16 protein-coding genes are annotated in these 20479 nt (G+C 69.8%); 5 read left to right on the top strand and 11 right to left on the bottom strand.

Features of this window, described 5'->3' with window-relative positions; translation table 11 throughout:
- Positions 1 to 7: 7 nt before the first annotated feature.
- The 3 genes from ACX114_RS38315 to ACX114_RS38305 are packed head-to-tail and all read right to left on the bottom strand — an operon-like array spanning position 8 to position 3277.
- Complete coding sequence (locus ACX114_RS38315) at positions 8 to 478, bottom strand: NUDIX hydrolase (protein WP_459292754.1); 471 nt, start codon at positions 476 to 478, stop codon at positions 8 to 10.
- Positions 475 to 2010 carry a DUF2380 domain-containing protein gene (locus tag ACX114_RS38310; RefSeq protein ID WP_459292752.1) on the bottom strand — a complete coding sequence of 512 codons (1536 nt, stop codon included), beginning with the start codon at positions 2008 to 2010 and terminating at the stop codon, positions 475 to 477. Before ACX114_RS38310 ends, ACX114_RS38315 begins: the two co-directional genes overlap by 4 nt.
- Entirely contained in the window at positions 2000 to 3277 is a 1278-nt protein-coding gene (locus tag ACX114_RS38305; protein ID WP_459300391.1) for a hypothetical protein, read from the bottom strand. Before ACX114_RS38305 ends, ACX114_RS38310 begins: the two co-directional genes overlap by 11 nt.
- Positions 3278 to 3552: 275 nt before the next feature.
- On the opposite strand from ACX114_RS38305, the gene ACX114_RS38300 reads away from it, so the two are divergent.
- Positions 3553 to 4398: an SDR family oxidoreductase gene (locus tag ACX114_RS38300; protein ID WP_459292750.1), complete on the top strand. Its 846-nt coding sequence runs from the start codon at positions 3553 to 3555 to the stop codon at positions 4396 to 4398.
- A gap of 67 nt (positions 4399 to 4465) precedes the next feature.
- Here the strand turns inward: ACX114_RS38300 and ACX114_RS38295 are convergent, their stop codons facing one another.
- Positions 4466 to 5263, bottom strand: a complete 798-nt coding sequence (locus tag ACX114_RS38295) for an acyl-CoA desaturase (protein ID WP_459292748.1) — start codon at positions 5261 to 5263, stop codon at positions 4466 to 4468.
- 290 nt (positions 5264 to 5553) lie between these two features.
- Here ACX114_RS38295 and bioA point away from each other — a divergent pair, with 290 nt between their 5' ends.
- Both bioA and ACX114_RS38285 read left to right on the top strand, forming a co-directional pair.
- Positions 5554 to 6885 (top strand): adenosylmethionine--8-amino-7-oxononanoate transaminase, encoded by a 1332-nt coding sequence (bioA, locus tag ACX114_RS38290; RefSeq protein ID WP_459292746.1) that lies wholly within the window; start codon positions 5554 to 5556, stop codon positions 6883 to 6885.
- A 127-nt stretch (positions 6886 to 7012) separates the two neighbouring features.
- Positions 7013 to 8461: an FAD-binding oxidoreductase gene (locus ACX114_RS38285; RefSeq protein WP_459292744.1), complete on the top strand. Its 1449-nt coding sequence runs from the start codon at positions 7013 to 7015 to the stop codon at positions 8459 to 8461.
- 11 nt (positions 8462 to 8472) lie between these two features.
- Here the strand turns inward: ACX114_RS38285 and ACX114_RS38280 are convergent, their stop codons facing one another.
- From ACX114_RS38280 to ACX114_RS38270, 3 genes are all read right to left on the bottom strand, one after another.
- Entirely contained in the window at positions 8473 to 11880 is a 3408-nt protein-coding gene (locus ACX114_RS38280; protein ID WP_459292742.1) for an ATP-binding response regulator, read from the bottom strand.
- A 170-nt stretch (positions 11881 to 12050) separates the two neighbouring features.
- On the bottom strand, positions 12051 to 12665 hold the full coding sequence (locus ACX114_RS38275) for a DedA family protein (RefSeq protein ID WP_459292740.1): 615 nt from the start codon (positions 12663 to 12665) through the stop codon (positions 12051 to 12053).
- Positions 12662 to 13747, bottom strand: coding sequence for an AI-2E family transporter (locus ACX114_RS38270; protein WP_459292738.1), 1086 nt, complete (start codon positions 13745 to 13747; stop codon positions 12662 to 12664). Before ACX114_RS38270 ends, ACX114_RS38275 begins: the two co-directional genes overlap by 4 nt.
- 415 nt (positions 13748 to 14162) lie before the next feature.
- Between ACX114_RS38270 and ACX114_RS38265 the strand changes: the two genes are divergently transcribed.
- Both ACX114_RS38265 and ACX114_RS38260 read left to right on the top strand, forming a co-directional pair.
- Complete coding sequence (locus ACX114_RS38265; RefSeq protein ID WP_206786995.1) at positions 14163 to 14684, top strand: hypothetical protein; 522 nt, start codon at positions 14163 to 14165, stop codon at positions 14682 to 14684.
- A gap of 50 nt (positions 14685 to 14734) precedes the next feature.
- Positions 14735 to 16801: a S9 family peptidase gene (locus ACX114_RS38260; RefSeq protein ID WP_459292736.1), complete on the top strand. Its 2067-nt coding sequence runs from the start codon at positions 14735 to 14737 to the stop codon at positions 16799 to 16801.
- A gap of 3 nt (positions 16802 to 16804) precedes the next feature.
- Here the strand turns inward: ACX114_RS38260 and ACX114_RS38255 are convergent, their stop codons facing one another.
- The 4 genes from ACX114_RS38255 to ACX114_RS38240 all read right to left on the bottom strand — a co-directional run bounded on the left by ACX114_RS38255 (position 16805) and on the right by ACX114_RS38240 (position 20464).
- Positions 16805 to 17572, bottom strand: coding sequence for a hypothetical protein (locus ACX114_RS38255; protein WP_459292734.1), 768 nt, complete (start codon positions 17570 to 17572; stop codon positions 16805 to 16807).
- Complete coding sequence (locus tag ACX114_RS38250) at positions 17572 to 18522, bottom strand: hypothetical protein (RefSeq protein WP_459300390.1); 951 nt, start codon at positions 18520 to 18522, stop codon at positions 17572 to 17574. Before ACX114_RS38250 ends, ACX114_RS38255 begins: the two co-directional genes overlap by 1 nt.
- A 257-nt stretch (positions 18523 to 18779) precedes the next feature.
- Entirely contained in the window at positions 18780 to 19391 is a 612-nt protein-coding gene (locus ACX114_RS38245; protein ID WP_459292732.1) for a GNAT family N-acetyltransferase, read from the bottom strand.
- 35 nt (positions 19392 to 19426) lie between these two features.
- The gene (locus tag ACX114_RS38240; RefSeq protein WP_459292730.1) at positions 19427 to 20464 is read right to left on the bottom strand and encodes a response regulator; all 1038 of its coding nucleotides are present in this window, start codon (positions 20462 to 20464) and stop codon (positions 19427 to 19429) included.
- Positions 20465 to 20479 lie beyond the last annotated feature (15 nt).

The following is a 20479-nucleotide window of genomic DNA, read 5'->3' as shown; positions in this document are numbered from 1 at the left end:
TCGTGGGTCAGGCTTCCTCGTCAGGGAGGAGCGTGCGGAGCAGTTCGTCGTCAGGTCCGAGTGGACGCCAGCCAGCGGGCGGTGGATGGGCACGGAGCGAAGCTCTCGCCTGCCTTACGCGCTCCTCATGAGTCTCGGGGGTGTAGCTGCTCCAACGGGCGAGTACTTGGGCAACATCGAATCGGTTTGTGTCGTCCAGCACGGGTGGCCATCCATCTGGAAGATGCTGGAACAATTCGCGCACGAACTGCCCTCTAACCAGGCGTGTCACCTGCTTGCGCTGCTCCGCCTCCGCCACCAACCCGCTGAACACCTGCACCCCGGCGACGTCGTCCGCCCCAAGTTCCTCGGCCAATGCCACCAGTGATGCGGTGGGACGTGCTTCGGCAAAGGCAGTCAGCGAGTCGTAGCCGCGTTCGCGGACACGCTCGTATATGCGGACCTTCCAGTTCCCCTGCCACGAACGTCCGTCGGTCATCGCCTCCTCCCGGAGATGAAGTTCATCGGGATGTCGTACTCCTTCAGATATCCCGCGACGAGCTTCAAGATCTCGCTCCGTGTCAGCCTCTGGCCAGCTTCGGCCTCCGCGTCGCGTAGTACCTTCATGATCATCCGGTTCCATTCTCTGGGCCATGTGCGCCCCAGGCGCCAGCTCCCGCCACCGTGAATCGCTTCGTGGTGGGCTTGCTCCAACCGGACGCAGAACTGGTCGATGTCCATGTCGCCCTTGAAACCGCGCTGCTCGAACCACTCGCGGTGCTCTTGCGGCAGCACATGGTGCTTCGGCGCGTCCGACATGCCCGCCCCCGCTCTGCCCGTCACCTGCATGCCACGAACTTCGGGGCTGTCCCCCAGCGCGTCGCGTACGCCCCTGGGCAGGTCATGATGTGACTGAGCCATCATGACCTGTCCGCCCTGAATGAGGACGGCGGCACTGGCGGCGGGAACGGAGATGACGCCGGCCTGCACGAGCCTTCGCATCATCTCCACCCACTCCGCGGAGACCACCAACCGCGAGCCCACCATGACTCCGCCCGAACTCATCACGAGGCCCATGCCGAGCGTGGCGGGTGCTGAGGGACGCACGCGTGGCATGGCCATCTTCATCGTGGAGATCATCGTGACCATCTCCACCGCCTGCATCGCCGCGATGACCTGCCCGCCGAACTTCATGGTCGCACGGGTTTCTCGCTGGAGCGTGTTGAACTCGCGGGTCAGCTCCCCCATCAGCTCGGGCATCGCGGTCGTCGCTGCCTCCACCCGCTCCGGGTCCAGTGACGCGAGCTCCTTCAGCGTGGGCTCCATCATTCCCTGCACGCGATGCAGGTCCGTGAAGAGCTTTTCGACGCTGCACATCGGGCAGTTGCGAAGCACGGCGTCTCCGAGGTGCAGGAAGTCCACCCAGGTGGCCAGCAGGAGTGTTCCGAATTGAGCCGCCTGGAGCCGTGGCCCTGTCATGCGCAGAAGGCCCAACTCCATGTCCGTGTCGCCGACTTCCGAGGCCGCGGCCGTCAACGCGGTGGCGCTCCCCAGCGCACCATGAAGCCACGTCATTTGCTTGGAGCCCTGGTCGAGGTACCGCGTGAAGATGTCGCCAGTAATGCCCCATCCCCCGAGGTTGGGAGGACGGGCCGCCAGTTTGGAGAACGCGGCTTCAACACCCGTCAGGGATCCCTTCACCTCGTCCGTGGCGTCGAGGACTGCCTGACGCGTCAACGCAGCGCTCAGAGCCCCGCCTCCAATAGCTCCCTCCCTGCTGCCGTCTCCAACTGCTGTCACGTCATCGCGCTGCTGCTGGCGGCGCAGGAGTCGTTGCTCGGGCCCGGCAAGAGCGTGCGGGAGGGATTTCCAGGTACGAGGGGGCTCATCGCTCGGAGTTTCCGCCCACGGTGACGAAGAGGCCTCGCGCGGCGCGTAGCTCAAGCTTCGGCCATGTCCAGGCGCTTGCGACACGGAGGAGCATCCCGTGGCCAGCAGTACCAGGGCCAGCACCAGGGCGTCAGCGCGCATCGTCCACTCCCAGGCCCACCGAGGCGAATGCCCCTGGCCGCAGCGTTCGTTCCGGCGTGGGGAACAGCAGCGTGCCACCCGTCCCCAGCGCATAGAGCTTCCTGCCCAGGAAGCGCCAGCGGACCTCGGCGGCCCCCAGATAGCGTGCGCCCGGCTGTCCCATCTCCACCCCGAGCCCCTTTACCGCCACTTCGAGGCTGCGCGCGAAGAGCTGCATCGACACACGCCCATCCACGTCGAAGCGGCCCCACGAGAAGGCTTCCGCGCCCAGTGATAGCTTCAGGTGCTTGTAGAGGCCGCCATAGCGGACCGAGTCCCAGCCCACCTCCGTCTCGCTGAAGACGGAATAGCCGTCCGGGAAGACTGCCTTCGCCAGTGGCACGCTGTTCGGTCCTGCAGCCTTGAAGCGCGCCAGTTCGTAGTCCGGGCCGAAGAAGCCCTGCCGGAAGCCACCGTGCTGCCTGCGAACCTCCAACCTCAGCCGTAGAACCAGCGTGGGCGTCAACGCATCCGCGCCCATGCCCATCACCGCGCCCCAGGCGCCGCCCTCTCCGGGACGTCCACCCCAACCCGCAATCAGATGCGCCTCGAAGCCTGGCCGCACCGCCACCACGGCGGTGCCGTCCACGTGCGCCAGCGTCACCGAGGGCGTGCGTCCTCCTGTCCGTCCCCAGTCATGCACGGCGGAGAGCGCCAGCGTGTAGCGGCCCGGCTCATGGGGCTGGCCGAAGAGGACGTGCTGCACGTCCAGAGCGACTTCCGCTCCCATGATGCGCGCGCCCAGCACGTCCGACGCGAACGCATGCGTATAGAAGGGCCCCAGCGTGCCGGTGAGGAAGCCGCCCGCTGGGTGGTAGTCGGGATTGCCCCGGTTGGAGTAGCGCCGCACGAGGTGCGCGGACAGCAGGCTGTAGGACTCCAGCGCGCCGAACCAGACGCCCACGGGCGCGTTGTCCGAGCCCAGTTTGAGTCCGCGCACCACCTGCCCGAAGTCGGAGAGGCTGTCCCAGTCCTCCCTCCTCACGAGACCCGTGCCGCCCCACGCGCGCAATCTGACCGGTGCGCCGAGGTTGAGCCCGAACTCCGGACCGCCATCGAGGATGAGGGTGGGCTCCAATTGGACGAAGCCTTCAGTCTCACCGCCACCTGATCGCGGAAGGAACGCGAGCGGCGCTACCTCCAGCCGTGCCAGTGAAGACCAGGAGCGAGAGGGTTCCTTGGGGACTGAAGCTTCGGAGTCAGGCGAAGCCGAAGCCGCTCCGCGCATGGAAAGGAGTCCCAGCCACAGCACCGCCCACCAGCGGTCGCCCATTGCTCGCGCCTCCTGACTGCACTCCGGTGCGGTGTGCAGAACCCCCGTGATAGCCGCGAAGTCCGACACGTCGGCCAGGCCATGCGATGCACGCTCCAGAAGGCACGGAGGAAAGCGAGGGAGGTGCTGCGCCTCTCGCCGAGGGCTTCTGGCTGCGCGATTTGTTAGAGAACTTCTGGCGACCTGCCTGTCGCCGGTTGCTTCCATCCGGAAAAGGGAGAGGACCTCCAATGTTCGTCATCACGGGAGCCACGGGCCGGTTGGGCCGTTTCGTCGTTGAAGGCCTGCTGAAGAAGGTCCCCGCGAACCAGGTCGCGGTCGCGGTGCGCAATCCGGACAAGGCCAAGGACTGGGCCGCGCGCGGCGTGCAGGTGCGCAAGGCGGACTACAGCCGCCCGGAGACGTGGGACGGCGTGTTCTCCAGCGGGGACACGGTGCTGCTCATCTCCTCCAGCGAAGTCGGCCAGCGGCGCAAGCAGCACCAGACCGTGGTGGACGCGGCGAAGAAGGCCGGTGTGAAGCTGCTGGCCTACACGAGCATCCTGCACGCGGACACGTCGCGGATGGTGCTGGCGCCGGAGCACCTGTTCACGGAGGAGGCCATCCGCGCATCCGGCTTGCCGTTCGTGTTCCTGCGCCACAGCTGGTACCTGGAGAACTACACGGAGGCCGCGATGCGGACGCTGGAGCAGGGCGTGCTTCGGGGCTGCGCGAAGGACGGCCGTGTCGCTCCCGCCACCCGCCAGGACTACGCGGACGCCGCCGTCGCGGTGCTCACCGGCACGGGCCACGAGAACCAGGTGTACGAGCTCGCGGGCGACACCGGCTTCACGCTGGCGGAGTACGCCGCGGAGCTGTCACGCCAGTCCGGCAGGACGGTGACGTACCAGGACCTGCCACCGGCAGACTTCGCCGCCGCGCTCATGCAGGCGGGCCTGCCCAAGGGCTACGCCGACGTGCTGGCGAACTCCGACGAGGGCATTGCTCGCGGCGACCTGAACGACACGAGCCGCACGCTGAGCCGCCTCATCGGCCGCCCCACCACGACGCTGGCCGAAGCGCTCAAGCAGGCCTGAGAAACACCACGGGGGAGCGGTCCCTGACGGACGGCTCCCCCGCGTTGCTTCAAGTCTGGACCGGAACTCAGGCCACCTGTGCTCCGGCGCCGCTCTGGCGGGCCACTTCGCGCGGCTCCGGGTAGACGGCGCGCTGGGGCGTGGTGATGCGGATGACGCCCAGCTTGGACAGCACGCGCATCACCTGCCACGTGGGGTCGATTTCGAAGGCGCGCGCCGCGAAGTTCGGGCTGCTGCCGTACTTGTGGTGGTTGTTCTGGAACAGCTCACCCATGCACAGCACGTCCACCGGCAGCGTGTTGCGCGACTTGTCCGCGCCCTTGAAGTTCCGGTAGCCGTACTTGTGCCCGCACCAGTTCACGATGGCGCCGTGCACCGGGCCCATCACGAAGTGCACCGGCAACAGCAGGAACATCCAGGCCGACGTCGCGAACGTCGCGTAGAACGCCGTGTACAGCGCCACCCAGCCCAGCACCGCCCACCAGGACTGGCCCAGCGTCTCGTCCACGAGCTTCCACTCCGGGTAGCCACCCTCGAAGCGCGGCTCCGGTTGAATCTTGCGCGTCAGGATGCCCGAGTAGCGCTCCTTCGTGTGCCACATCATCCGCAGCACGTCCTTGAAGTAGTGCGGCGAATGCGGGTCGTTCTCCGTGTCCGAGTACGCGTGGTGCTCGCGGTGCAGGATGGCGTACGCCCGCGGCGACAGGTACGAGGAGCCCTGCACCAGGTAGGTGAGCAGGTGCATCACCTTCTCCGTGCGCGGACCCATGCTGTACATGCGGTGCGCCGCGTAACGGTGCTGGAAGAAGCTCTGGAAGAAGACGCAGAGCAGCCAGTGACTGATGAAGAAGATGATGATGGCCATGACTCTCCCGTGATGACAGACCCAGGGCTAACACCCCCCCTGTCACGGCAATGTCAGCGCTCCCCATGTCACCGGCACCGGATGGGCCCCACCGTCCCGCTCCGGACGCACGCCACTGAGCGTCCCACCCGTGCGCCTGTCCGTTGGTGGATAAGGCCCGGTGCGGCCACCCATTCGCCTCCGTCCCAGGTGTCGCACCGCGACGTTGCGGGCCGTCCCCGGGGAGGGCAGAAGGGCACGCGGCGCGTCACCCCGGGCTTCACTCCCCTTCGCGCCCAGGAGCCTCCACCGTGGATCGGGCAACCCTCGTCGGACTGGACAAGCAGCACGTCTGGCACCCCTATACCGCCATGGAGCAGTACATCGCGAAGACGGACCCCCTGGTCATCGTCCGCGCGGAGGGCGTCTGGCTCCATGACGCGGACGGACGGCGCTACCTGGACGCCAACGGCTCCTGGTGGGTGTCCACCCTGGGACACCGCCACCCGCGCCTCGTGCACGCACTCACCGAGCAACTGGGCAGCCTGGCCCACGTCTCGCTCGCGGGCATCACCCACGGCCCCGCGGCCCGCTTGGGACAAGAGCTGACTGCGCTGGCCCCGGGCGCGGACCGGGCGGACGTGCCCTCGGGAGAGAAGCTGTCGCGCGTCTTCTATTCGGACAACGGCAGCACCGCGGTGGAGGTGGCCATCAAGATGGCCGCGCAGTACTGGGCGCAGAACGGACGGCCCCGCCGCACCCGCTTCATCACCCTGACCGGGGCCTTCCACGGCGAGACGATTGGCTCCACCAGCGTGGGTGGCGTGCACGAGTTCCGCGACGTGTTCGGCCCGCTCCTCTTCGACGTGGTGCACGTGCCGTCCCCCGCCGAACCCGGCGGCCACGCGCGTGCCCTGGAGCAGGTGAAGGCCGCGCTCGCGGCGGATCCGGATGGCATCGCCGGCGTCATCCTGGAGCCCGTCATCCAGGGCGCGGCGGGCATGTGGATGTCGTCGCCGGACTTCGTGCGCGAGGTGCGCGAGGCCACCCGCGCGGTGGACACCTTCCTCATCGCCGACGAGGTCTTCACCGGCATGGGCCGCACCGGCGCGCGCTTCGCGGTGGACCTGGCCGGCGTGGTGCCGGACCTACTGTGCCTGGCCAAGGCGCTCAGCGGGGGCCTGCTGCCCTTCGCCGCCACGCTCGCGTCGGAGCGCATCTTCCAGGGCTTCCTGGGGGCGAAGGACCGGGCGCTGTATTACGGGCACTCGTACTGCGGCAACCCGCTGGGCGCGGCCGTGGCGCGCGAGGTGCTGGCCGTGTACCGCGACGAGGACGTGCTGGGGCAGGTCCAGCGCAAGGCGCCGCGCGTGAAGGCCGCCTTCGAGCGCATGGCCGCCACCCTCCCCGGGCTCGTGCGCCCGCGCGCGGTGGGCATGGTGGGCGCGGTGGACCTGGGCGGCGGAGGCTACTTCGCGGACAGCGGCTGGCGCGTCTATGAGGCCGCCCGCCGCCGCGGCCTGTACCTGCGCCCCATGGGCAACACCGTCTACATCGCGCCCGCGCTCAACATCCCGGACGCGGACCTGGACCTGTTGCTCCAGGGCGTGGAGGACAGCCTGCGCGAGGTGGCGGCGGGCTGAGTCGTTCCTCGCCACCGGCGCGTGCCAGGAGGCCCCTTCCTGCTTCCCGGTGCCTCCCGGACCTCCTCCGTGCGCATCCGTTGAGTCAGGCGCCGTGCCGGTGCTGGCTCTTGAGGAGGGAACCGCCGTGACACTCGAAACCCACCGTCCGCAGACAGGCCCCGGCCTGCCCGCCGGGCTGACGCCGGACAGCGTGGAGCTGTTCCGGGCGCAGCTGCGCGGCGCGCTCATCCAACCGGGCGACGCCGACTACGCGGAGGCGTGCCAGCTGTACAACGCGATGATCCACAAGCGCCCGGCCATGGTGGCCCGGTGCGCGGACGTGGCGGACGTCATCGCCGCGGTGGCCCTGGCCCGCGAGCGCAAGCTCCCCCTGGCCGTGCGCGGTGGCGGCCACAACGGCGGAGGCCTGGGGCTGGTGGATGACGGACTGGTCATCGACCTGTCGCGCATGCGCGGCGTGCGCGTGGACCCGGACGCCCGCACGGTGCGCGTCTCCGGCGGCGCCGTCTGGGGGGACGTGGACCATGCCACCCACGCCTTCGGGCTCGCGGTGCCCTCCGGCATCATCTCCACCACGGGCGTGGGCGGGCTCACGCTGGGCGGCGGCCTGGGACACCTCACGCGCCGCTTCGGGCTCACCATCGACAACCTGCTCGCCGTGGACATGGTGCTCGCGGACGGCCGCTTCGTCACCGCGAACGAGGAGAAGCATTCCGACCTGTTCTGGGCGGTGCGCGGCGGAGGCGGCAACTTCGGCGTGGTGACGTCGTTCCTCTTCCGCGCCAACCCCGTGGACACCATCATCGGCGGCCCCACGCTCTGGCCCCTGGACCGCGCGGCGGAGGTGATGCGCTGGTACCGCGAGTTCCTCCCGGCCGCGCCGGACGAGCTCAACGGCTTCTTCGCCTTCATCACAGTGCCACCCGCGCCGCCCTTCCCGGAGGAGCTCCACCTCCAGAAGATGTGCGGCGTGGTGTGGTGCTACACGGGCGACCCCGCGCGCGCGGACGCGCTGTTCAAGCCCGTGCTGGCGCTCAAGCCCGCGCTGCACGGCGTGATGCCCATGCCGTTCCCCATGCTGCAGACCGCGTTCGACGCGCTCTATCCGCCGGGCCACCAGTGGTACTGGCGCGCGGACTTCGTGCGCGAGCTTCCGGACGCGGCCATCGAGCGCCACGTGTCCTTCGCGGAGCGCCTGCCGTCCATGCAGTCCACCATGCACCTGTACCCCATCGACGGGGCGGCGCACCGCGTGGGCCCGCATGACACGGCCTTCCGCTTCCGCGACGCGCGCTGGTCGGAGGTCATCGTCGGGGTCGACCCGTCACCGGAGCGGGCGGCGGACATCTCCACCTGGGCGAAGGAATACTGGAACGCGCTGCACCCGTACTCGGCGGGCGGCGCCTACGTGAACTTCATGATGGAGGAGGGGCAGGAGCGCGTGCAGGCCACCTACGGTGACAACTACGCGCGGCTGGTGGAGGTGAAGCGGACCTACGACCCGCACAACCTCTTCCACGTGAACCAGAACATCCAGCCCGGCCCGGTGACGCCCCCGAGCGTCGCGCACTGAAGGCGCCTGGCTCAGGCCTGGACCCGCGGCGGCAGCGGCAGGTCGATGATGAAGGCGGCGCCCTGGTCGGGGGCGCTCTTCAGGACCAGCTTGCCGTGGTGGCCCTCGACGATCTGCTTGGCGATGAAGAGGCCCAGCCCCAGGCCGTGCACGGAGCGGGGCGGGCCGCCGCGCTCGAAGCGTTCGAAGACGCGGTCCTGGTGCTCCCGCGGGATGCCCGGGCCGCCGTCCGACACGTAGAGGATGAGCCGGTCGCCGTGCTTCCGGAGCCCGATGCCGAGCGCCGTGCCCGGCGCGTACTTGATGGCGTTGGACACCAGGTTCGTCAGCACCTGGAGCATGCGCGAGCGGTCCCACCACACGCGCAGGTTCAGCTCCGACCGCAGCTGCAGGACGCAGTGGGCCTGCTCCATCTGTTCGCGGAAGATGTCGAGGACCTCGTGCACCAGCTCCATCGGGTCGCTCTCCTCCATGTGGAGGTCGAGCTTGCCCGCGCGGATGCGGGAGACGTCCAGCAGCTCGTCCACCAGCCGCGACATCCGCTCCACCTGCCGCTGCGCGGACTCCACCGACGACGCGAGCTTCTCCAGGGAGGGCGGCTCGGCGCGCTTGGAGGACAGGCGCCGGCGCGTCATCTCCAGGTGCAGGAGCAGCGCGGTGACGGGCGTCTTCAGCTCGTGGGATGCCACGCCCAGGAAGGTGTCGCGCGCGGCCAGCGCGTGTTGGAGGTCGCGCGTGAGGGCCTCCAGTTGCTGGCGCGCGCGGGTCCGCTCGCTGACCTCCTGCACGGCGACGAGCAGGCCCTGGATGCGGCCCTCGCCGTCGCGCTGGGGGTGGATGTCCACGTCCACCAGCAATTCCTTGAGGCCCCCCTGGCCGTCCGGCTGGCGCACCGGCACCTCGCGGCCCACGAAGGGCTCGCCGGTGCGGTAGACCCCCTCCAGGTGCTGGATCAGCACGCCGTGGCCCCCAGCCGGCTGCGCGTCGCGCGCGGGCCGGCCCAGCATGTCCCGGCCCATCAGGTTCGCGAACAGGGGGTTGATGACCGTGAAGACGAGGTCCGGGCCGGACATCACGCACATGGCCGCGGGGGCCTGCATGAAGAAGTCGGAGAGCTGCTGCCGGGCCCGGCCCAGCTGGAGCTGGCTGTCCACGCGCGCGATCAGCTCGCGCGCGGAGAAGGGCTTCACCAGGTAGTCGTCCGCGCCGGCCTGGAGCCCCTCGATGCGGGCCTCCTCGCCCGCGCGCGCCGACAGCATGATGAAGGGGATGCCGTGCGTGCGCGCGTCGCCGCGCAGCTTCTGGATCAGCCCGAAGCCATCCAGCCGGGGCATCATCACGTCGCTGACGATGAGGTCCGGCCTCGCTTCGAGCGCCGCCTCGAAGGCCGCCTCGCCGTCCGCCACCGCGCGCACGTTCCAGTGCGCCGACAGCAGGCTGCTCACGTACGCGCGCATGTCCGCGTTGTCGTCCGCGACGAGCACGTGCCCACGCCTCGTGGACAGCGCGAACCCCGCGCCCGTGTCCCCCAGCAGGGTGGTCTCGACGGAAGCCCTCACCGGCTCCGGCTCCGCACCCGGCGGCGGCGGGGACTCCGGCGCATCCGGCAGCCAGCGCAGGGCCTCCTCGCTGAAGGCGGACCCCAGCTTGCCCGCGTGCGGGGTCCCCGCGTCCTCCTGGACCTGTTCCGCGGGAAGGTGCGCGCGGCCCAGCGGCAGCTCCACGAAGAAGGTGCTGCCCTCACCCTCCACGCTGTGGACGCCCAGCGTGCCGCCGTGCAGCTTCACCAGCTCCTGGATGAGCGCCAGGCCAATGCCGGTGCCTTCGTGCGTGCGCCCGTGCGAGGACTCCACGCGGTGGAAGCGCTCGAACACGCGCGGCAGCTCCGCCTCCGGGATGCCGGTGCCGGTGTCCCGCACGGTGAGCCGCACCCGCGTGCCTTCGCGCTGAAGCCGCACGGTGACGCCGCCGTGGAGCGTGAACTTGAACGCGTTGGAGAGCAGGTTGAGGACAACCTTCTCCCACATGTCCCGGTCCACGTAGACGGGCTCGCCCACGTCCCGCGCGTCCACGGTGTACTGGAGCCCCGCCTTCTCCATGGCGGAGCGGAAGACGCTGGCCAGGTCCTCGGTGAGCCGCGCCAGGTCCGTGGGGTGGTAGCTGGCCTTCACCCGGCCCGCCTCGATGCGCGAGAAGTCCAGGAGCGAGTTGACCAGCTTCAACAGGCGCAGCGCGTTGCGGTGGGTGAGCTCCTGGCGCGCGCGCTGGGTGGGCGGCAGGGGCGCGGACGCGTCCGCGAGCGACTCCTCCAGCGGGCCCAGGATGAGCGTGAGCGGCGTGCGGAACTCGTGCGACACGTTGGAGAAGAACGCTGTCTTCGCCCGGTCGATGGCCGCCAGCGCCTCCGCGCGCTGCGCCTCCGCCTCGTAGGCGCGCACGCTGGAGACGGCGTTGGTGACCGTGGCCTGGAGCTGCTCGTAGAAGCTTCGGTAGGCGTCATCCATGGCGCGGCGGGGGCTCACGCCGGCCACCAGGTAGCCGAAGGGCTCCGCCATGCCGGCCGGGTGGATGGGCAGCACGCGCGCGTGCGTCGGCGGTTCCTCGTACGGCCCCAGCGTCAGGCCCATGTCCAGGCTCAGCGGCGCGCGCGGCACGTCCACCGAGCTCGCCGGATCCGCGCCCGCGGTGGCGAAGGGCCACGGCCCGTCCAGCCCCGCCTCCTCCGGGCTCCACGCGGTGCCCGGGGGCAGGCCCATGCCGGCCACCCAGCGGACGCGCGGGGTGGACTCGTCGCGGCGGTAGAAGAGCAGGAAGGGCACGTCGAGCGCGGCGTCCGGATGCAGTTGCGGCAGCGCGGCGCCGATGTCCTCCACCGTCTTCACCTTGCCCAGCAGGGCGGACAGCTCGCGCAGCGTCTGCGAGCGCCGCGCGCCGAGCATCTTCTCCGTCACCTCCGTGATGGGGTGGAAGAGCCCGCCCACGCCTCCGGACTCGTCCCGGATGGGGCTGAAGGAGAAGGTCATGAAGGCCTCCTCCAGGTAGCCGTACCGGTCCAGGAACATGCGCTGGTTCTCGATGTACGAACCCGTGCCCGTGCCCGCCTTCTCGAACACGGGGCCCACCGCCGCCAGCGCCGTGGCCCAGCAGGCGCGGAAGGGCTGGCCCATGGACTCCGGGTGCTTCGCGCCGCAGATGGGCCGGTAGCTGTCGTTGTAGAGCTGCACGCGCTCCGGCCCCCACGCGATGAGGATGGGGAACGTGGAGGACAGACACAGGCTGACCGTCGTGCGCAGGCTCTGCGGCCAGGTCTCCACCGGCCCGAGCGGCGTCTTCGACCAGTCCATGGAGCGGATCAACCGGCCCATCTCCCCGCCGCCGGACAGCCAGTCCAAGCCCCCTTCGGTGGATGACACCGCCATGGAACCGGCCTGGGAGGGACTGGGGGGAGTCATGAGACCTCGGATGTTCGTCCAGGGAAACCGTTGGGTTGATAGCGGATTCGCGCGGCGCGCGCCGGGACATCCAGAGCAAGTGTGAGCTTGCTTGCTTCAGCCTCGGGTGGGGCGACGGGGACCGCCGCTCCCGGAGTTCAGGGGACCGGGCGGGGCTGCCGCTTCTCGCGGGCATGCCGCACGGCGAGCACGACGAGCAGCGCGGCCACGCCGGCCAGCGCGACGAAGTGCTCCACACGGCCCACGCCCTTCGCCACGCGGTCCACGCTCGCGGAGCCCAGGTAGCCCAGCGTCACCACCAGGGGCGAGCTCACGCACAGCGCCAGCCCGTCCCAGAGCAGGAAGCGGCGCAGGGGCATGCCCTCCGCGGCGGCCATGGCGAACACCGGCACGCGCAGCACGGACATGAACCGGCCCACGAAGACGACGCGCGAGCCGTGCTTCGCGTACAGGCCCTGGATGCGCTCGCGGCGCTCGGGCGGGAACAGGCGGCGGGTGCGCCGGTGCGTGTAGAGCGCCTGCCCCAGCCGGCGCGCCGTGAGGAAGAGCACGGTGTCCCCGCACAGCACGCCCGCGAAGCACAGCGCGATGGCCGCCGGCAGCGGCATGGCGCCCCGGTGCGAGAGCACGCCCGCCGCCAGCTGCACCAGGTCCTCCGGGAACGGCAGCCCCAACCCTCCCGCCACGAGCACGAGGAAGAGCAGCGGGCCGGAGCCGTGCGTCAGGAGGAGCTGGAGGGGCGAGCCGGTCATCGGGTTTCAGGCAGGACGGCCGCCGCGCGGCGCTCCTGGCGGAAGAGCAGGACCTCCCGGACGATGATCTGCACGGTGGCCGCCACGGGCACGGCCACCACCGCGCCCACGATGCCCGCCAGCTCCACGCAGAAGAGGACCGCGAGCAGGGTGACGAGCGGGTTGACGTGCACGGTGCGCTTGAACACGAGCGGCGCCATCACGTTGCCCTCCAACTGGCCGTAGAGGAGGAAATAGATGAACACCGCCAGCGCCTTCCACAGCCCGCCGGTGGCCAGCGTGAGCAGCGTGATGATGCCGCCCGCGATGATGGGCCCCGCGTAGGGCACCAGGCTGGAGAAGCCGCTGGCCACGCCCAGGGGCAGATAGAAGGGCATGCCCAGCACCGCCAGCATGGTGGTGGTGAGCGTGGCGTTGATGGCGCAGATGAGCGTGATGCCAGACAGGTAGCCGCCCGTCGCGGTGTACACGTTGCGCAGCACGCGCACGTAGCGCAGGCGGTGGTCGGGGCGGGCCAGGTCCAGCAGGCGCCTGAGCACGCCGCCGCCGAACACCAGCATGAACACCACCAGGAAGAAGACGGTGATGACGCCGCCCAGCAGGCCCACCACGCCGCCAATGGCGCTCATCAGGAGCTCGGGCAGGGGCCCCGCGAGCGCGGGCGTGGCCTCCTCCAGCCGTTCGTTCCAGCCCAGGCTGTGCAGCCGCTGGTTGAGCGCGCGCAAGAGGCCGGTGCCGCGCATCTGCTTCCACAGGTGCGGCCACTGGGTGACGAGCGCGTCCACCTGCTCCACCAGGTCCGGAATCACCAGCAGGCCCAGCGCGACGATGGCCACGAACAGCCCGAACAGCACCACGGCGATGGCCAGCCACCGCTTGAAGCCGCGCTTCTCCAGCCGCGACACGCCGTGCTCCAGCGACAGCGCGATGAGCGCCGCCATGCCGGTGAGCGTGAGCGCCACGCGCGTCTTGGCGATGAGCACCACCAGGGCCATCACGCCCAGCACCGCGAAGCACACGGTGAACACCGTGCGGGGAGACACCTGGGACTTCGTCTGCGGCGGGACGACGGGCTCGGACACCGGTGGGGCTCCCCAGGGCGGGCCACCGGCTTCGGGCCCCATGTCTTGCGGATGCGTCATCCCGCGCCCGGCGGCAACCACTGTCCGCCTCCAAGTGTGCGCGCCGGGGCCGGGCCTCGCCCAAGCGTCCTGCGGGTGACACCCGGCGTTCGCGAAGGGGCGTTGCCGGACGCAATCACCGGCCGCGTGGTTCGTCACCCCGGCAGCCCCGAAATGGACGGGCTGGCCGCCAGCCCGTCCGTCCCCCCGAGCACGGTTGCGCGTCCGCCACGCGACGGCGCCGCGCTCGGGCGTCCGGCACCTGACGCGCCGGGACGTCGCGGAAAAAGGGGACAGCACGGTTTGCCGGGCCCGAGCGTCAGACGGGGATGGGAACCTTCGTGGGAAGGGGCCTTTCGCGGCCGGAGAGGACACCATGAAAAAGACGGGTGAGCAGGAGCTGGAAGGGGTGCGGCGGGAGGCCCTGGAGACCGAGGCCCGGTGGCGCGGGCTGGCGGCGAAGCTGGCGGAGCTGGGCGGTGAGGAGATGGACGCGCAGCTGCTGGTGACGTTCCGGAGCGCTCGGGACGCGGGCGCGGTGCCGCCGGACGCGGGCTTCTTCCTGGTGGCGCACATCCTCACGGCGATGGCGGACGAGGCCATCGCGGAGGATCCGCGCGTGCGGATGCGCGCTCGCGAGCTGGACGCGATGGAGCGCGACTACGGCCTCACCGGCGAGGGCTGGCCGGAGGGAGAGCTTCCACCGGAGGACTGGGAGGCCTTGTGCGTGGAGTACGAGCGGGCCTGTGACGAGGCGCGCGCCGCGTTCTTCCGCGCGTACGGGGAGGAGGAGATGTCGCGGCTGTACCTGGACCAGCGCGTGACGTTCCACCACCGCTTCGAGAGCGGGCGGCGCTTCTTCCACGGGCTGCCCATGCTGCCCACGCAGCTGCACTGAGCGGGAGGTCCGCTACACTCCGCCCCCTTGTGCTTTTCGGGAGGCGGCGGATGCGAGCGGCAAGCCTGGCTGTGGCGGTGGGCTGTTGGGTGTGGGGCGCGCTGGCGTCCGGTGCGGCGCCAGCGCCCGCGCCCGCGCGGGTGGAGGCCAGCGCGACGTACGACGCGCTCCAGCGCCTGGTGCGCATCCGCGAGGTGACGCTGTCTCCGGATGGCACGCGGGTGGCCTGGGTGGAGTCGGTGCCGGGGACCGCGGAGGCCGCGAGGCTCCAGGTGCGGGAGCTGGCGCATCCGGAGCGGGCCCCGGTGCGCGTCACCGCGTCGAAGGACGGCGCGCCGTGCGCGGAGGGCTCGCTGTCGTGGAGTCCGGACGGCCGGCAGCTCGCGTTCCTCTCCACCGCGGGCGAGGGCCGGGCGAAACAGCTCTACGTGGCGGACGCGTCGGGGACGGGCGGGCCCGCTCGGCGGCTCACCACGGTGAAGGGCGTGCTGGCGGCGCCGAAGTGGTCTCCGGACGGGAGGTCCGTGGGGCTGCTCGTCATCGAGGGCGCGGAGGACGCGCTGGGGCCCCGGGGGCCCGCGGCGCGCGAGACGGGCGTGGTGCAGACGTCTCCGCCGGTGAAGCGCTTCGCGGTGGTGACGGTGGAGGACGCGAGGCTGCGGCCGGTGTCGCCCGCGGGCCTGTTCATCCACGAGTACACGTGGAGTCCGGACGGCGCCCGGGTGGCGGTGACGGCCTCGAAGCCCCCGGGGGATGCGAACTGGTGGACCGCGCGCGTGTACGCGGTGGAGGCGGGGACGGGAGAGACGTCGCTCCTGCACACGCCCCGGTGGCAGGTGGCGGAGCCCGCGTGGAGTCCGGACGGCCGGCAGCTCGCGTTCATCGAAGGGCTGATGAGCGACGAGGGCAACACGGGCGGGGACGTGCTCGTGGTGTCGGTGCCGGAGCGGCTGGCGGCGAAGGTGCGGTTCGGGGAGAAGGCGGAGCTGCCCGCGAAGGTGCCGCCCGCGCGGAACGTGACGGAGGGGCTGAAGGCGACGGCGACGGACCTCTTCTGGCCCACGGCGGAGCGGCTGGTGTTCGTGGCGCAGGCGCAGGGCGAGGCCGCGCTGATGGCGGTGGCGCCGGGCGGCGGAGACGTGAAGACGGTGTGGAAGGGCCCGGAGCGCGTGACGGTGTCGCTGGGGAGGGACGGCGTGACGAGCGCGGTGGTGCGCGACTCCATCACCCAGGCGCCGGAGCTGTGGACGGGGCGGGTGGGGGCGTGGAGGCAGGTGACGCGCCTCAATTCGGACGTGCGCGTGACGGTGGGCGACGTGCGCAGCGTGACGTGGACGAGCGACGGGCAGCCGGTGCAGGGCTGGCTGGTGTTGCCGGTGCCGGACGCGTCCGGGCGCAAGGCGCCCATGGTGACGGTGGTGCACGGAGGCCCGGCGGCGGGAGTGCTGGCGGGGTTCAATCCGCAGGCGGCGTTGTTCGCGGCGAGGGGCTACGCGGTGTTCATGCCCAACCCGCGAGGCAGCTATGGTCAGGGTGAGGCGTTCGTGCAGGCGAACCGCCGCGACTTCGGCTTCGGGGACTTCAGCGACGTGCTGGCGGGGCTGGACGCGGTGCTGGCCTCCGCGCCGGTGGACCCGGCGAGGCAGGGCATCACGGGGTGGAGCTACGGCGGCTTCCTGACGATGTGGGCGGTGACGCGGACGCAGCGCTTCCAGGCGGCGGTGGCGGGCGCGGGCATCGCGAACTGGCAGAGCTACTACGGCACGAACCACATCGACACATGGATGCTGCCGTACTTCGGAGCCTCGGTGTACGACGAGCCGGACGTGTACACGCGCTCCTCGCCCATCAACGGGGTGAAGCAGGTGAAGGCGCCTACGCTGGTGCTGCACGGAGAGCGGGACATGGAGGTGCCCGCGTCGCAGGGCTACGAGTTCCACAAGGCGCTGAAGACCCTGGGCGTGAAGACCCAGTTGGTCATCTACGCGGATGAAGGCCACAGCCTGCGCAAGCCCGAGCACCAGAAGGACCGGCTCCTGCGCACGCTGGACTGGTTCGACGCGAACCTGCCGGCGGCGACGGAGTCGAAGCCGAAGGTGCGGGCTCCGGCGCGGTGAGGTTCAGAGCTCCGAGAACAGGTCGACCGCCGCCTGGGCCAGCAGGGACTGCTCGTCCGCATCGAGGCTCGCTGCGTAGCGGATGACATCGCGCGGGCCTGGCGCTTCCGTGCTCCAGAAGAGCGTGAGCAACCTGTCCCGAAGCGCGCGCCCTGCTTCACCTGCCTGTTGCAGCGAGGCGCGCACGGCCTGGGGACCCACCAGCTTGACGTAGGCGAACATGTCGAAGCTGTCCTTGGTCTTGTCAGGCCGCAGCTCGCGCCTGGCGCGTTCCTTCATCGTCAGGAACCCCGTGGCATCCGGCAGCAGGATTCGCAGCGGCTTTCCCGCGACCAGGACCACGGCGTGACCGCGGCGGAGCGCCAGCCGTGCATCCGGCAAGGGCGTCATTCCGGTGGGCAACTCGTTGGGGTCGACGTCCTTGGGGGCGAAGAGGTCCACGTCCATCTGCCCACCGGGCAAGGTCTTCGACCAGCGGAAGTGCCGGGTCCTGGCATAGCCCCGATGGCGGAGGACATCCGGAAGACGCTCGGCCATGAAGTCCGAGCCATCCACGTCGAACAACAGATCCGGCTCGTAGGAGAAGCCTCGCTCGACCACGATGCCGGTATCGGTCTCGATGGAGATGACCCCGGTTCCACCCCGCTGCCTGGATTCCAGCGCGAGGACCTGACCGCCAATGAGCATGATGCGGCTGGAAAGGTCTCCCAGGTCGAGCATCAGCTCGCCCAACTCATCGAGGATTTCGTCGAAACGCTCTTCATCCGTCATCAAGTCTCATCCGAAAGGGGGAGGGCCCGCGCGAAGCGCCGCACCAACTCCTCCGCCTGTTCGGTTCCCCTGCCGCCGCTCTGATGGAAGTCCACGGCCAGTTGGGGCAGCGCGACCGCTGGACCGTGCGGTAGCAGTCGCTGTGCATGGTAGATGCCGCCCGCGTCGGTTTCGGCGGCTGGCTCCGGGCGAAGCACGAAGAAGTTGTGCGGGGTCATCCGGCGCAGTCCGAACGCCGAGACGGCTGGCTCAAGGGATCCCGAAAGATAGATGCCGTGGGGGAGCCCGGAGACGGATCGTTCTTCGGGACGCAGGGCGCTCGTCAGCGTGAAGGTCGAGCGGATGCCCTGGGAGGTCAGCAGGGCATGGGCCTTGCCGAGAAGATCCGGAGTCGTGGCTGGAGCGTTGAAGCCTTCCCGGGTGATGGCTGTCGGCTTGTCGCTCGTCAGCCATGCTCTCAGCAGGGACATCGGATCCCGAAGCCGGAAGCCGGTGCCACGGCCTCCTTCGACGAAGCCTTCCTTCAGGAGTCTCGTGGTGACTCCATGCGCATAGGAGTAGCTCGTCTGGGTCTGCTCGGAGAGCGCGCGAATGGTCCAGCGCTGATCAGAAGACTGGAGCAGGACGCGCACGAGCCGGCATCCCTTGCCATGGAACAAGGGCTCGCGAGGCGTGCGCTCCAGGGGGCGATGTCCCTGCACCCGGATGAAGGCGCTACCCGTGCGCAGGAAGAACGTTCCGCGCATGTCGAGCAGGCCCACCTCCTCGCGCTCGCAGAGGTCGATGACGCTGGCGGAGGCCGAGTCCGTGACGAGCATCGGGAGTCGGAAGGCGGGCAGGGAGCGCGGATCCGCATCCCTGCGTTGAAGCTGCTCGCGCAGGGCGAAGAGCTTCTCGCGTTGGCTCAGCACATCCGCCGGGAACAGAGGGGCGCGATAGCCCAACAACACGGGAACGCGAGCCTCCGGGAGCTGGACCTCCGCGAGGTCGTAGAGGGATTCCCCCCGAGGGCCCACCCGCGGCACCACGATGGCTTCCTGCTGCACCAGCTTGACGCCACGAGGCAGCGGCGGCGGATTCCGCCAGAACTCGTCACGGAAATGGAGGGGCCCGGGTTTCATTCAATTTTGTCGATATTGGCGTTCAAGCTTCGAACAAAGGGCCATTAAAGTCCCAACTCCCCAATATCGACAAAATTAGAAGAGGGTCAGGGGCCGCCGCGGAGGCCGGGTTCGGCGGGGGCCACGAGCGAATTGAGCACCTGGTCTCGCCACTGGCCGTTGATGAGGAGGTAGTCGCGGGCGTAGCCCTCGGGGATGAAGCCGAGGCGGCGGAGGACGGCCGCGCTGCGCAGGTTCTCCGGCAGGTGGCTGGCCTGGAGCCGGTGCAGGCCCATGGCGCTGAAGGCGAAGTCGCAGAAGGCGCGGAGGGCTTCGGTCATCAGGCCCTTGCCCTCGTGGCGGTGATCCAGGCCATAGCCCAGGTCCGCGGCCTGGAGCGGTCCCCGGCGGATATGGGCGAGCGTGGCGTTGCCGATGACGGGCGCGAGCGCGAGGGGTTGTCCCTTGGGGAGGATGAAGACGCGCAGGGACACGTCGTGGCGGAAGTCCTCGCGGTCTTGCGCCAGCCGCGTGCGCCAGTAGGCCAAGGAGAAGAACGTCGCCGGGCGCGCCGGGGACACCGGGCCCAGGTGGTCCTTGTTGGCCACGTGGTACGCCAGCACGCGCTCCGCCGCGTCAGGTGGCAGCAGCATCAGGTGCAGGCGCTCGGTGGTGAGCAGGACGGGCGACTTGTCGATCATGGCGGAGCCGGGCTTCATCTCTGCATCAAGGCTGGCGACGAGGGGCGTATGAATCAGTCGAAGTCGTCACGGCCCACGAAGGCGTCTTCCTGGAGCTTCTCGAGGGTCTCACCGCGGTTCGTGGAACGCACGAGCGCGTCCAGCTCCGTCGGGCCGATGGCGACGACCAGGGGGTCGTCCTTCCGGCGGGGGGGCGCGCGCGGGTAGATGCCCCCGGTGAGGCCTCCCGGTGCGACCAGGAAGCCAAGCCCGCCGTGTCGAATTCGTTTCGCGAGCTTGTCGCGGAAGCTGATCAATTCGTTGGGACCTACGTGTTTCGACCAGTTCTTGCACTCGACAAGGAGGTAGGTGCCGTTTTCGCCATCCCAGGATGGGCCCCGCGCTTCGTTGCGGAGGGTGATGTCGATCTCTTCGTCGGCATGGGTCTGGCGGACGCTGGTGATCATCAGGCCCGGCACGGTCCTGAATAGGAGGACCATCAGTTCCTCCAGCAGGCGGCCCTTTCTGTGGCCGTGGGTTTCGGACCGGCAGGCGGCCCATAGGTCCTGGAGCTCCTTCTCCCGCTGGGCGGGGGTGAGCGAGGCGAGGCGACGCTCCCGCACGGCTTCAGAGGCGTTGCGCACCTTGAGGCGCAACATCATGGGGAGGGTGGGGACCTTCTCCAGGTAGTCGTAGGCGCCGTCCTTGAAGGCCCGTTCAATCATCTCCGCGTCGGCATGGGCGGTCGCGACGATGACCTTGGCGCCCGTGGGGACGATCTTAGAGATGAGGTCGATGCCGGGGTTGCCTCCGGAGGAACCCTGGAGGCGCTGGTCGAGGATGACGACGTCCCAGGAGGATTCCTGGATGCGGACCTGGGCGGTCTTCCGGTCGGGAGCCCATTCGACGCGGTAGCCCTCGGGGACGAGGATGTCCTGGTAGGTCTCGAAGGAGGGTCGCTCGTCGTCGACGACCAGTACGGTGCCTGGAGAAGTCATCGTCGAAAGATTGTACCCGGTGAGGAGTTCGCTCCCATCCGATTGGGGCTCCTTCAAGGCGGTTCGCCAAACAGGATGGGCCCGCCGCGTTCTCTCCGCGACGGGCCCCGGCACTGCGCTTTGGCTCAA

The sequence above is a fragment of the Corallococcus sp. M7 genome, assembly GCF_054512695.1.
This window is presented reverse-complemented; position numbering and strand designations above follow the sequence as displayed.

What these genes read in the sequence shown, in the direction of transcription:
- ACX114_RS38315 (WP_459292754.1), bottom strand. Translation starts at nt 478, where the DNA reads ATGACCGACGGACGTTCGTGGCAGGGGAACTGGAAGGTCCGCATATAC.
- ACX114_RS38275 (WP_459292740.1), bottom strand. Translation starts at nt 12,665, where the DNA reads ATGACCGGCTCGCCCCTCCAGCTCCTCCTGACGCACGGCTCCGGCCCG.
- ACX114_RS38295 (WP_459292748.1), bottom strand. Translation starts at nt 5,263, where the DNA reads ATGGCCATCATCATCTTCTTCATCAGTCACTGGCTGCTCTGCGTCTTC.
- ACX114_RS38260 (WP_459292736.1), top strand. Translation starts at nt 14,735, where the DNA reads ATGCGAGCGGCAAGCCTGGCTGTGGCGGTGGGCTGTTGGGTGTGGGGC.
- ACX114_RS38265 (WP_206786995.1), top strand. Translation starts at nt 14,163, where the DNA reads ATGAAAAAGACGGGTGAGCAGGAGCTGGAAGGGGTGCGGCGGGAGGCC.
- ACX114_RS38280 (WP_459292742.1), bottom strand. Translation starts at nt 11,880, where the DNA reads ATGGCGGTGTCATCCACCGAAGGGGGCTTGGACTGGCTGTCCGGCGGC.
- ACX114_RS38310 (WP_459292752.1), bottom strand. Translation starts at nt 2,010, where the DNA reads ATGCGCGCTGACGCCCTGGTGCTGGCCCTGGTACTGCTGGCCACGGGA.
- ACX114_RS38300 (WP_459292750.1), top strand. Translation starts at nt 3,553, where the DNA reads ATGTTCGTCATCACGGGAGCCACGGGCCGGTTGGGCCGTTTCGTCGTT.
- ACX114_RS38255 (WP_459292734.1), bottom strand. Translation starts at nt 17,572, where the DNA reads ATGACGGATGAAGAGCGTTTCGACGAAATCCTCGATGAGTTGGGCGAG.
- ACX114_RS38245 (WP_459292732.1), bottom strand. Translation starts at nt 19,391, where the DNA reads ATGAAGCCCGGCTCCGCCATGATCGACAAGTCGCCCGTCCTGCTCACC.
- ACX114_RS38305 (WP_459300391.1), bottom strand. Translation starts at nt 3,277, where the DNA reads ATGCGCGGAGCGGCTTCGGCTTCGCCTGACTCCGAAGCTTCAGTCCCC.